Consider the following 11,822-nt stretch of genomic DNA (forward strand, 5'->3'; position numbering starts at 1 on the left):
CAACAACCAAATGGTTAAGGCGGGGTTAAGCCTGTATCTGTCTGTTAAGGCCCAACGGCCCCTTGGCCTCGGTCGCATCCGGCATGATCGCCGCCGCCGGCCAGATCACATCGACCACGGCCCCGTGCCGGGCACCGCTTTCACCCTCCAGCAGGAACGGGTCGCTGCCATTGCGGAAGGTGATCGTGGCACCGGATCGTTCCAGCAGCGTCTTGGCGATAAAGAGACCCAGCCCCATCCCCTCATAGCCCGGCCGCGGCACCTGATCGCGGGCATCCTTGCGGCGCTTGAGGAACGGATCGCCCAGATGGCCCAGAAGATCCGGCGGGAAACCGGCACCGTCATCGGCCAGGCTGAGCCGGATCTCGCCATCCTGCCAGCGGCCATCGACCCAGACATCGGCACTGGCGAAATCGACCGCGTTCTGCACCAGATTGCGGAGCCCGTGGATGATCTCGGGGCGGCGGTAGATCACGGGCTGATCATCACCGGCCTGGGATGAAAAATCGAAATGAATGTTGATGCCGCGCGCCTGGTGCGGCTCGGCGGCTTCGCGCACCACGGCACCGAACGGGGCCGATCGCATATGCAGGTCATCCTTGCCCGCCCGGCCCATATCGCGCAGAATATCACGGCAGCGATCGGCCTGTTCGCGGATAAGGCGCGCATCCTCAGCCAGTTCCGGGCGGTTTTCCAGTTCCTCGGCCAATTCCGTCGAGGCCAGCTTGATGGTGGCCAGCGGCGTGCCCAGCTCATGCGCGGCGGCAGCCACGACACCGCCCAGATCGGTCAGCTTCTGTTCGCGTGCCAGCGCCTCCTGCGTGGCCAGCAATGCCTGGCTCATGGTGTGCAACTCCAACGACACGCGGCGCGCATAGATCGACAGAAACACAATGCCGATGACAATTGCGATCCAGAATCCAACCAGTATCTGACCCGGCAATTGCAGAATCGTGCCATCGGCCTGGCGCAGCGGGATATGATAAAACGCCACCAGCGTGATCATCGCCACTGACATCGTGCCAAGAATAACGGTTGATCGCAGGGTCAGCGCGGTGGCCGAAATGGTTACAGGTGCCAGAACCAGCAGCGCAAAGGGGTTGTTCAGCCCGCCGGTCAGAAACAGCAGAAAAGACAGCTGCGTCAGATCGAACAGCAGCGTCAGCATCGCATCCCAGTCGCGCAATCGCTGGTTCGGTGGAAACACCGTCATCGCAATCATGTTCGACAGGACCGACGCCCCGATAGCCAGAAAGCTCAGGCCCAGTTCGATTCTGAGGCCGAGGACAAAGCTGGCAATCACAACGGTGATGGTCTGGCCCAGGATCGCCAGCCAGCGCAGCAGCAGCAAGGTGCGCAAACGGATCCAGCCACTGCGCAGATCCTGCGTAAAAAGGCTTGGAGAGAGGTCAGAAGTCAGAGCCATATGCCTGTATAGGGGCTTTCTGTCACAGGGGCACAGAGGTGAATTGTCAGACCGGGAATTTTGAACGATCAACGGCAGGCCGAATAAAACCGAGGTTACCCAGATGAACCGCCCTTATACGACCGCCGCCCTTGTCCTGTCCGCCGCATTGCTTGGCACCATCGGTTACTCGATTTTGTGGGGCAATACCAATCCCGGCGCGGATATCTTTGCCGAATGTCGCCAGACCCGTGTGGCGGGTGGCTCCGCCGAGATCGGAGGCGCGTTCGAGCTGATCTCGGAAACCGGGCAAACCGTGACCGATACCGACATCATCACCGGGCCGACGCTGATCTATTTCGGCTACACATACTGCCCCGATGTGTGCTCCATCGATGCGGCCCGCAACGCTGTTGCAACCGATATTCTTGAAGACCGTGGCGATATTCTGACGCCGGTATTCATCACGCTGGACCCAGAACGCGACGGCGTTGCCGAGGTGGCGAGCTTTACCGACGCCATGCACCCCCGCATGATCGGCCTGACCGGGTCACTGGAACAGGTCGATGCCGCATCCAGCACCTATCGGACCTATTTCGACCGACGTGATGATGAGGGTGAAGAATTCTATCTCGTCGATCATTCCACCTTCTCATATCTGGTTTTCCCCGATTATGGGTTTGCCGAGTTCTTTCACCGCGAAACCGCCCCCGAAGACATGGCTGACCGCATCGGTTGCTTTATCGACGCGGCCGCGTGACAGAATCGCGCGCGCCCATTTGACCTTGGTGCAGAAACCCGTCTAGAAACGCAGAACTTATCTGACGGGGGATTGCCCATGGCATCGGAACGCAGCCTCAGGGACATTGGCCCCGACAAATCCCTTCTGCTGGTCGATGATGACGAACCCTTTCTGCGGCGCCTGCAACGCGCCATGGAAAAACGCGGCTTCGAGGTTGAGGCGGCGGGGTCGGTCGCAGCCGGCAAGGCCATCGCCACGGCGCGCCCGCCGGCCTATGCGGTGGTCGACCTGCGGCTGGAAGATGGCAATGGCCTGGATGTGGTCGAGGTTCTGCGCGAAAAGCGCCCCGATGCAAGAATTGTCGTGCTGACGGGATATGGCGCGATTGCCACCGCTGTGGCCGCCGTCAAGATCGGGGCCACCGATTATCTCTCGAAACCGGCCGACGCCAATGACGTGACCGCAGCCTTGCTGGCCGAGCCGGAGGAAATGCCGCCACCGCCGGAAAATCCGATGTCGGCCGACCGGGTGCGGTGGGAACATATCCAAAGGGTCTATGAGCTGTGCGACCGCAATGTCAGCGAAACCGCCCGGCGGCTGAACATGCACCGGCGAACCCTGCAACGCATCCTTGCCAAACGCAGCCCGCGCTGACATGCGGGCCGCTTTGGTTTTCGTGCTGGCCTTATCGGCCTGCGCAACCGCCCTGCCGGACCAGAGGCCCATGGGTCTGACCCCCGATAGCGGCGGGTTGCAACCGGCGGGCACCGATCTGCGGATTGATTTCAGCCGGGCCGAGGCCGGCACCATCGACACCGTGTCACGGGTTCTGGGGGCGCGGCCAACCAGCATCGTGGATCTGGCCGAATGCGGCGCAGGCCCGATGCGCGCCGCGCGCTGGCAATCCGGGCTGACGCTGAATTTCATGGACGGCGATTTTGCCGGATGGGTGGTCGACGCGCCGGGCATCAGCGTTGCGGGCGGCTACCGCGTCGGCATGGCTGCGCCCGATCTGGCGTTGCAGCAGACCAGTCTGGGGCGTGAATTTGAGACCGGCGGCATCTTTGGCCTGATCGAGGATGCCGGCACCGTCACCACGCTGTGGTCCGGCACCAGCTGCTTTTTCCGGTAAATCCGCTGTTCCCCGGCTACCCTGCACGTCTTCACGCGATGCTGGATGAAAGCCAACAGAAGTAAGGCACCCTTACATCTGCGCCAACAGGTCCGCATGTCGGTCCACAAAATCTGCGCGCACCTCGGCCGGTGGGCGCAGATGCAGGCGCAGCCCTTCCGTCAGCGCAGGTGGCGGGCGGCCGAACAGCCGGTTCGCCTCGGCCTCGGAAAACCCGGCCAATTGGACGGCCTCCAGCCAGGCCGAGACTTTATCGGCGCGTTTTATCTGTGCCTTGACCGATTTCGGCAGGATCGCGGGCAAGCCGAATCGCAGATGAATGGCCGCCGACAGCCGATCATCCAGCGCGCCATATCCGGGCCCGACCGCCGATTTGACCGGCGAAATCATGTCTCCGATGACATATTCCGGGGCGTCATGCAGCAGGGCCGCCAAGCGCCACCTGACCGGCCCGGCAGGCACGATCCGGCAATATATTTCTTCGACCAGAATCGAATGCTCGGCAACCGAATAGGCAAAATCGCCATGCGTCTGGCCGTTCCACCGGGCCACAAAGGCCAACCCATGGGCGATATCCTCGATCTCGATATCCACCGGGGTCGGATCCAGCAGGTCCAGCCTGCGGCCCGACAGCATCCTTTGCCAGGCGCGTGGGGGGGCTTTGGGCATCCTTGATCCTTTGCATGACACTCCTGCCTGATACCGCGCCACGGGCATCGCGGTAAAGCGCAGCTTCCCGCGTTAGCCTTCCTGCGTTCAACCAAGCAATTCAAGGAGCTATAATATGAACAAAGATGAAAAAGGCGGCGGCGGCAAGGAAGGCGGCGGCGGCAAAGGCACATAAGCCTGCACATCAGATTTCAAACCGGGGCGCGCCAGTCAGGCTGCGCCCCGATTTTCTTGGGGCCTTCGACCTGCCATTGCCCACACCCGGCCTGCCTGTTATGTGGCGCGCAAACCCCGCATATGCCCGTCAAGGAGGCACCGATGACCGACTATATCGTCAAGGATATTTCGCTGGCAGATTATGGCCGCAAAGAGCTGGATATCGCCGAAACCGAGATGCCCGGCCTGATGGCCCTGCGCGAAGAATATGGCGAAAGCCAGCCGCTGAAGGGCGCGCGCATTGCGGGCAGCCTGCATATGACGATCCAGACCGCGGTTCTGATCGAGACGCTGACCCATCTGGGGGCAGAGGTGCGGTGGGCGTCGTGCAACATCTTTTCCACCCAGGATCACGCCGCCGCGGCCATCGCGGCATCGGGCGTTCCGGTTTTTGCCATCAAGGGGCAGAGCCTTGCGGAGCATTGGGATTATCAGGACCGTATTTTCCTGTTCGAGGATGGCTGCAACCTGATCCTTGATGATGGCGGCGACGCGACGCTTTACATCTTGTTGGGCGCGCGGGTCGAGAATGGCGAGACCGACCTGATCGAGGTGGCGACCTCGGAAGAGGAAGAGGCCATCTTTGCCCAGATCAAGAAACGCATGGCGGCAAGCCCGGGCTGGTTCAGCCGCCAGCGCGACCTGATCCGGGGCGTCAGCGAGGAAACCACGACCGGCGTGCATCGCCTGTATGAGCTTGTAAAACAAGGGCTTTTGCCGTTCCCCGCGATCAATGTGAATGATTCTGTCACCAAGTCGAAATTTGACAATAAATATGGCTGCAAGGAATCTCTGGTCGATGGCATCCGCCGTGCCACCGACACGATGATGGCCGGTAAAGTCGCTGTGGTTTGCGGCTATGGCGATGTTGGAAAAGGCTCGGCGGCGTCTTTGCGCGGGGCCGGGGCGCGGGTGAAAATCACCGAAGTGGACCCGATCTGCGCGCTTCAGGCCGCGATGGACGGGTTCGAGGTGACCACGCTGGAAGATGAGGTCGGCACGGCCGATATTTTCATCACCACCACCGGCAACAAGGACGTCATCCGCATCGAGCATATGCGCGAGATGAAGGATATGGCGATCGTCGGAAATATCGGCCATTTCGACAATGAAATTCAGGTCGCCTCCCTGAAGAACCACAAATGGACCAATATCAAGGACCAGGTGGACATGATCGAGATGCCTTCGGGTAACCGTCTGATTTTGCTGTCAGAAGGCCGCCTGTTGAATCTTGGTAACGCCACCGGGCATCCCAGTTTCGTGATGTCGGCCTCGTTCACCAACCAGGTTCTGGCGCAGATCGAACTGTGGACCCGGGGCGAGAACTACAACAACGATGTCTATATTCTGCCCAAGCATCTGGACGAAAAGGTTGCCCGGCTGCATCTGGCCAAAGTTGGTGCCAAGCTGACCGTTCTGAGCAAGGAACAGGCCGATTATATCGGGGTGCCGCAAGAGGGGCCGTTCAAGCCGGAACATTACCGGTATTGAGCTGTCCCGCCGGAACTTGCGCCGAAAAGTGACGCAAGTGTCACTTATTTTTGACGCAAGTGTCACTTTTGCCCGGTCCCGGTCTCCATTTTCCGGGCCGGGATGCGGCGGCCTCTGTTCGCCGGTTTCAATCCGTGATCTGCTGGCCGAAACAGGAGGTGACAGATGAACGGTGCCGAAAGTCTTGTGAAAACCATGCTGGCCAGCGGGGTGGATACCTGTTTCGCCAATCCCGGCACCTCCGAGATGCATTTTGTGGCCGCGTTGGACAGCCATCCCGAGATGCGCTGCATCCTGTGCCTGTTCGAAGGCGGCACGTCTGGCGCGGCGGACGGGTATTTTCGCATGGCGCGCAAACCGGCGGCGACAATGCTGCATCTGGCACCGGGCTTTGGCAATGCCTTTGCCAACCTGCATAATGCGCGCAAGGCGGGCAGTGGCGTGGTCAATGTGATGGGCGAACATGCGACCTGTCATCTGAAATACAACAGCCCGCTGCGCGGCGATACGGCTGGCATTTCACGCGCCATTTCGCATTGGACCCGAACCAGCGAGAGCGCTGCCGATGTGGCAAGCGACGGGGCTGCCGCGATCCGGGCGGCGCGCAGCAAGGGCGGCCGGATTGCGACGCTGATCCTGCCCGCCGATACCGCCTGGGAGGAGGGATCAGACCCTGTGACCGCCGCCGCGCCGCCCGCGCTGCAGCGGCCCGACGCGGCCCGGCTGGACGCCGCCGCCGCCATGCTGCGCCGCCCCGATAGCGCGTTTTTCGTCAGTGGTCCGGCGCTCCATGGCAAAGGCCGGATGCTGGCCGCGCAGATTGCACAAGCCGCCGGCTGCCGTCTGATCGCGCCGCTTTTCGTGCCCCGGATCGAACGCGGCGCGGGCAGATTGCCGATCGAACAGTTGTTTTACATGATCGAGGCCAATATGGAGATGCTGGCCGGGCTGAAACATATGGTTTGCTGCGGCGCAGAGCCGCCGGTGAATTTCTTTGCCTATCCCGGCAAGGGCGCGACCCCGGAACCGCCCGATTGCCAGATACTGGATCTGTGTGACCCGAGCATGGATGTCGCCTATTGCCTTGAGCAGCTGGCCGACAGGCTGGACGCATTGCGCGAAACGGTGGCCCCGGTGGCGCTGGATCTGCCGGCGATGCCCGATGGCCCGCTGACGCCCGCCAGCGCCGGGGCGGTGATTGCGCGGCTGATGCCGGAAAACGCGATTGTGGTGAATGAGGCCGTCACCTCGGGCGCGCCGATTTTTGCCGCCACCGCCAGCGCCCGGCCCCATGATTGGCTGCCCACGATGGGCGGTGCGATCGGCCAATGCCTGCCGGCGGCAACCGGGGCGGCGGTGGCCTGCCCGGATCGCAAGGTGTTGGCGCTGAGCGGCGATGGATCGGCGATGTATACGCTGCAATCGCTCTGGACCATGGCCCGCGAACGGCTTGATGTGACCGTGATCATCTTTGCCAATCGCGGCTATCAGATTTTGTGGGGCGAATTGAAGAACCTTGGCGTCGATCATGTCGGGCGCAATGCATCCGCGATGTTCGATGTCGATGACCCGATGCTGGATTGGGTGGCTCTGGCCAAGGGCCACGGGGTGGCGGGGGCGAAGGCCACGACACCGGCCGAATTTGCCGCAGCGCTGCGCGACGGGCTGGAGCGGGCGGGGCCGTATCTGATTGAGGCCGTTATCTGAGGGGGACGGCGGGGGAAACCCCGCCCTGCCGGGAGGCGGTCAGCGGTGAGACATGACCCTCGCGGATGACATCGGGATCATAGGCCTTGCGGGCGAAACCCTCGGCCGGCACGGGCGCGAAATGTTCCAGCGGTGCATGGGCGCAATCGGGGTCGAAACTGGATTGATCCCAACCTTCGCAAAACTCGGAACAGCTTGAAAAACAGGGGTGATCCTTGAATTGATCACGCGCGTTGCGGTCCCATCCGTAATGGTGGCCGTAATAGAGCATCTGGAAAATGCCGTGATGTTCCACCACCCAAGTTACATCCCAACGCAGGAAAGGCCGGATCACCTCGGTCGAAAACCGGTCATGGTTCTGCGGGGCCAGGCCATCGCCGATATCATGCAGGAGCGCGCCGGTGATCCGGTCGATATCGGCCCCGTCGCGCAGCGCCCATGTCGCCGCTTGCGGCCATGCGTCCACGCCGTTTCCGACAATAAACAGGTCGCGTTCTTTTGCGGAAAGCAGAAAATACCCATTTTTCCGTTGTCAGACCGCATCCGCGTGCGTTTTATACGGGCGGGACAATAGGCACCAATTCAGGCCGATAACAAACAGGGAGACGGAAGATGGGCAAACGCGATGATTTGATCGCTATCTATGCAGATGATTTGCGAAACAAATGCGGGATGACCCCCGATATGGATCTTTTGACCAAGGTGACGATCGGCTGTGGTCCGGCGATTTACAATGCCGATGCCGCAACCGTGGCCGGCACGCAACAATCCGAGCTTGAGACCGTGAAGAACAATTTTCTGATCAAGAAACTGGGCCTGGCCGATGGGCCGGAGCTGGATGAGGCGATTGCGTCGGTGATCGACACCTATGGCAAATCCGAGCGCAACAAATATCGCGCCGTGGTATATTACATGCTGACCAAGCATTTCGGCAAGGAAAGCGTCTACGGCTGACACGCGCCGGACGCAGATCCGACAAGGGCCCGTCATTTCACACGGGCCCTTTTTTGCGCTTTGCGGGGCGGTGCCGCAGGTTTGCCTAAAACCCTAACGGCATTTCGATTGCGATGCCTGACCGCCCGCCGCTAAGGTAGGTCTTGTCCGGCCAGTATGGTGGACCCTCATAGAACACGTGCGGAGCGAGGTAGCGCGTGGGTGTTGGAGGGTTCCGGGGGGTCGGAGCCCTCCTTCTTTTTTGGAGATTATATACTTGACAAACCCAAGGCGGATTCCTATCCACTATTTATTGAGTTGAGGGAAGCGCCATGTCTGTTCTGTCTAAACCATACATGCACGACGAAGCCGCAGCTTTTGCACATGTTGAAAGCATCATCTGGGCAGATGGAACGGTGTGCCCGCATTGTGGCGTTGTAGATCGTGCATATCGCCTTGAAGGCGTCCGCACGAAGCCGAGTTCGAAGAACCCGGAAGGCAAGGAACGCTACGGCCTGTGGAAGTGCCGTGAGTGCCGCAAGCAGTTCACCGTCCGCAAGGGCACCATATTCGAGGAAAGTCACATTCCCATGCACAAGTGGCTACAGGCCATCCACCTGATGGTGTCCAGCAAGAAAGGCATCAGCAGCCACCAAATGCACCGCGTTCTAGAAGTGACATATAAGAGTGCATGGTTCCTGACCCACCGCATTCGCGAAGCCATGCGCTCCGATAGCAATATGGATTTCGGCGCTGGCGGCGGCACGGTCGAAGTGGACGAAACCTTTATCGGTCACAAGCACAAGAAAGCCGAAGGCGCGCGTGGTTATGCTCACAAGAGCGCCATGCTGACGCTGGTCGACCGCAACAGCGGCAAATCCAAATCATTTGTGGTCGATAACGTCAAAGCCGCGACCCTGCTGCCGGTTCTACGCGCGAACATCGCCAAGGAAGCGACGGTTTACACCGATGAAGCCAAGCAAAATGGCAAACTTGGTTCCGAGTTTGCCGCGCACGATTTCACGACGCATAGCAAACGCGAGTATGTGCGCGGCGACATCCACACGAACAGCGCAGAGGGCTATTTCAGCATCTTCATGCGCGGCATGAAGGGCGTGTATCAGCACTGTGGCAAGCAGCACCTACACCGCTACGCCGCCGATTTCGAGTTCCGTTACAATAATCGGGTCGCCAACGGCGTCGAAATTGTTGATCGCGGGGAAATTGCTCTGCGCTTTGTGGTCGGAAAACGCCTCACCTATCGGCGGGCTGTTACGGAAATAGGGGCTGTGTGATGGTGGTCGCGGTTCCTCTTTCAGTTTCCGAAATTATTCGTGCGGACAAGCAAGATGTGAAAACCGGTGATTGGGAGGCCGGGCCTATCCCAAAGGCCAAGTTCCCGCTCACGAGAAGCAAGCTATCGCTGGGGCGTGGTTGGAAGTGGCGCATAGTGACTTTTAAGGCCTTGGAAGAACAGTTTGTAGTCTTGGTCGCGCTCAGCGAAGAGAAGGAATCTTACCGGGCCACTTTGGCGATGAGGTCAGAAAAAACGCTTAAAGTCTTATGCTTCCATGAACTGCACACGGATCATTGGAACTGGCATTGCCACCTTATTCGTGGTAATGTTCATGAAACGTTTCCGGGCGTCCTAAGAGACAAGAATATGATGTCCGCATGGCCGACATTCTCTAAAAACGAGTGCACCGTGCCGTTTGATATAACCGAAGAAAGCGCGCTGACCGTTGCGGCAGCGCGCTTTCGATTCGCACAAGGAGGTGGCTTCCTGTGAAATTGCAGAATGAAATTTGCTCCGCCTTTTGTGACGGGCTTATCGTAAGGCCAGTGCCCGTCGGCTACGCCATATCCACGCCTGTAACATGGTTTTCCGGCGACACTCTTAGCTTCTATGCGAGGGTCGAGGGGGAGCGTGCCAGACTCGAAGACAGCGGAAGTCTGCTTTTTGATCTAGAAGGCCAGGGCGTTGACTTCTCGTCTGAAAATCGAATGGAAATACTGTCTGGACTACTTACGGAACATGGCGTCGTTTTGTCGGATGATGACGGCTTGTTCTGCACCGATTGGGTTCCGAAGGGGGAAATAGCAAAGCTAGCCCTTCCGTTCCTGACATTTCTAACCCGCGTTCAAGATTTGCTATTCTTGAACCGAGAAGTTGTAAAAAGCACGTTCCGCGAAGATTTAATAAGTGCGCTGGAAGACACCTTTAACGAAGATCATGTGTCAGTCTCAGAAGCTCTTATTCCGTCGCTGCCTCACTATACCGTTGATATTGTAGTGCGTGCGCCAAGCGGGAAGATCGCCGCCATTTTCCCAGCAACTAACGATGTAAGCGTGTTGCGCGCAGTTCTGTTTTCGATGGAGGTTCAAAAACATGACGTCGCCAACATCGTGCCGTTCCTGATTTACGAGAGTTTGGACAAGGTGGCTATTACGCAGCAAAGCCGCGAGATTGCGGTCAATTCTGATCTCACGCAAGCGGTGTGGTCGGGGGGTAAAGTTGAGGTTATCCAAAAGGTGCAGCGATATGTGCAATGACAAAACCCAACTCGACAAATTCCACGAAGCTGCGCGCGAACTCGAAACTGACGACGACGAAGCGTGGTTTGATGAGAAGCTAAAGCGGATCGCAAAGGCTAAGCCCGACGAAAAAGCCGAGCCTGCCAAGAAATGAGTTACCGGCCTGTCAGGCTGGGTATTCAACTTTCAAGCGTGGGTTTGTCAAGTATACAATCGCCTTCTTTTTTTGCCACCTGTTGCGTCTGGCCGCCGCCTGCGCGCCCGCAATGGCTGTGGCCGCGATAAGGCGCAAACTGGCGTCAGGCTGAAATGCCGCCCAGATCGCAGATCACCTGCCATTCGGGGGCCGTGACCGGCTGCACCGAGAGGCGCGCGTTTTTCACCAGAACCATATCGCCAAGCCGCGGATGGGCCTTGATCGTTGCCAGATCAACCGGCGTTTTCAAGGGCTTGACCGCCTTGATATCGACGCAGTCCCAGCGGTCATCCTCGCTGGTGCTGTCGGGATGGGCCAGGGCAATCACCTCGACCACGCCGACCACCGCTTTTTGCTTTTGCGAATGGTAGAAAAAGCCCAGATCGCCCAGAGCCATCTGGCGCATGAAATTGCGGGCCTGATAATTGCGCACCCCATCCCATTGCTCGCCGGCATCGCCGCGCGCGACCTGATCCTCCCAGGACCAGGTCGAGGGTTCGGATTTGAACAGCCAATACGCCATCTCAGATCACCTTGTTCCAGGCCTCGATCCGCAGATCCGAGAACAGCCCGGCCTTGGCATAGGGGTCATTTGCGGCCCAGGCTTCGGCGGCCTCGCGGGTGTCGGCCTCGATCACCACCAGTGATCCGCACATGTCGCCGGATTTATCCAGAAAAGGCCCGGCCATTTCGACAGCGGTTTGCTTCAGATAGGCGACATGGGCGGCGCGGTTGGCTTGCCGGACGCTGAGATGGCCGGGTTTGTCGGTGCAGATCAGGGCATAGCGCATGGCGG

15 protein-coding genes are annotated in these 11,822 nt (G+C 59.4%); 10 read left to right on the top strand and 5 right to left on the bottom strand.

The genetic code is table 11. From position 1 onward, the window contains the following. Positions 1–25: 25 nt before the first annotated feature. Positions 26–1,426, bottom strand: a complete 1,401-nt coding sequence (gene regB, locus ACW8PS_RS04265; protein WP_491526045.1) for a sensor histidine kinase RegB — start codon at positions 1,424–1,426, stop codon at positions 26–28. Positions 1,427–1,529: 103 nt separating this feature from the next. On the opposite strand from regB, the gene ACW8PS_RS04270 reads away from it, so the two are divergent. From ACW8PS_RS04270 to ACW8PS_RS04280, 3 genes are all read left to right on the top strand, one after another. Continuing rightward, positions 1,530–2,165, top strand: a complete 636-nt coding sequence (locus tag ACW8PS_RS04270) for an SCO family protein (RefSeq protein ID WP_491526046.1) — start codon at positions 1,530–1,532, stop codon at positions 2,163–2,165. A gap of 78 nt (positions 2,166–2,243) precedes the next feature. After that, on the top strand, positions 2,244–2,801 hold the full coding sequence (locus tag ACW8PS_RS04275; protein ID WP_491526047.1) for an ActR/PrrA/RegA family redox response regulator transcription factor: 558 nt from the start codon (positions 2,244–2,246) through the stop codon (positions 2,799–2,801). A gap of 70 nt (positions 2,802–2,871) precedes the next feature. Continuing rightward, positions 2,872–3,279 carry a hypothetical protein gene (locus ACW8PS_RS04280; protein ID WP_491526048.1) on the top strand — a complete coding sequence of 136 codons (408 nt, stop codon included), beginning with the start codon at positions 2,872–2,874 and terminating at the stop codon, positions 3,277–3,279. Between the two features lie 72 nt (positions 3,280–3,351). Here ACW8PS_RS04280 and ACW8PS_RS04285 read toward each other — a convergent pair whose 3' ends face one another. Next, positions 3,352–3,948: an HD domain-containing protein gene (locus ACW8PS_RS04285; protein WP_491526049.1), complete on the bottom strand. Its 597-nt coding sequence runs from the start codon at positions 3,946–3,948 to the stop codon at positions 3,352–3,354. Between the two features lie 318 nt (positions 3,949–4,266). Between ACW8PS_RS04285 and ahcY the strand changes: the two genes are divergently transcribed. Both ahcY and ACW8PS_RS04295 read left to right on the top strand, forming a co-directional pair. Beyond that, complete coding sequence (gene ahcY, locus ACW8PS_RS04290; protein ID WP_491526050.1) at positions 4,267–5,655, top strand: adenosylhomocysteinase; 1,389 nt, start codon at positions 4,267–4,269, stop codon at positions 5,653–5,655. A 165-nt stretch (positions 5,656–5,820) separates the two neighbouring features. After that, on the top strand, positions 5,821–7,362 hold the full coding sequence (locus tag ACW8PS_RS04295) for an acetolactate synthase large subunit (protein WP_491526051.1): 1,542 nt from the start codon (positions 5,821–5,823) through the stop codon (positions 7,360–7,362). Here the strand turns inward: ACW8PS_RS04295 and ACW8PS_RS04300 are convergent. After that, the gene (locus ACW8PS_RS04300) at positions 7,355–7,828 is read right to left on the bottom strand and encodes an HD domain-containing protein (protein ID WP_491526052.1); all 474 of its coding nucleotides are present in this window, start codon (positions 7,826–7,828) and stop codon (positions 7,355–7,357) included. The genes ACW8PS_RS04295 and ACW8PS_RS04300 overlap by 8 nt on opposite strands. Before the next feature lie 146 nt (positions 7,829–7,974). On the opposite strand from ACW8PS_RS04300, the gene ACW8PS_RS04305 reads away from it, so the two are divergent. The 5 genes from ACW8PS_RS04305 (at position 7,975) to ACW8PS_RS04325 (ending at position 10,984) form a co-directional block, all read left to right on the top strand. Beyond that, positions 7,975–8,316, top strand: coding sequence for a DUF2853 family protein (locus ACW8PS_RS04305; protein ID WP_491526054.1), 342 nt, complete (start codon positions 7,975–7,977; stop codon positions 8,314–8,316). 311 nt (positions 8,317–8,627) lie between these two features. Further along, positions 8,628–9,590 (top strand): IS1595 family transposase, encoded by a 963-nt coding sequence (locus tag ACW8PS_RS04310; RefSeq protein WP_491526055.1) that lies wholly within the window; start codon positions 8,628–8,630, stop codon positions 9,588–9,590. After that, entirely contained in the window at positions 9,590–10,084 is a 495-nt protein-coding gene (locus ACW8PS_RS04315) for a hypothetical protein (RefSeq protein WP_491526056.1), read from the top strand. Before ACW8PS_RS04310 ends, ACW8PS_RS04315 begins: the two co-directional genes overlap by 1 nt. Beyond that, the gene (locus tag ACW8PS_RS04320; protein WP_491526057.1) at positions 10,081–10,848 is read left to right on the top strand and encodes a DUF1828 domain-containing protein; all 768 of its coding nucleotides are present in this window, start codon (positions 10,081–10,083) and stop codon (positions 10,846–10,848) included. Before ACW8PS_RS04315 ends, ACW8PS_RS04320 begins: the two co-directional genes overlap by 4 nt. Beyond that, positions 10,838–10,984 (top strand): hypothetical protein, encoded by a 147-nt coding sequence (locus ACW8PS_RS04325; RefSeq protein WP_491526058.1) that lies wholly within the window; start codon positions 10,838–10,840, stop codon positions 10,982–10,984. The genes ACW8PS_RS04320 and ACW8PS_RS04325 overlap by 11 nt, the downstream gene beginning before the upstream one ends. 145 nt (positions 10,985–11,129) lie before the next feature. Here ACW8PS_RS04325 and ACW8PS_RS04330 read toward each other — a convergent pair whose 3' ends face one another. Both ACW8PS_RS04330 and ACW8PS_RS04335 read right to left on the bottom strand, forming a co-directional pair. Beyond that, a complete protein-coding gene (locus ACW8PS_RS04330) occupies positions 11,130–11,549 on the bottom strand; it encodes an EVE domain-containing protein (RefSeq protein WP_491526059.1) in 420 nt (139 codons plus the stop codon). Between the two features lies 1 nt (position 11,550). Further along, a complete protein-coding gene (locus tag ACW8PS_RS04335; protein WP_491526060.1) occupies positions 11,551–11,817 on the bottom strand; it encodes a YciI family protein in 267 nt (88 codons plus the stop codon). Between the last annotated feature and the right edge of the window lie 5 nt (positions 11,818–11,822).

This window comes from Alterinioella sp. (assembly GCF_058343375.1).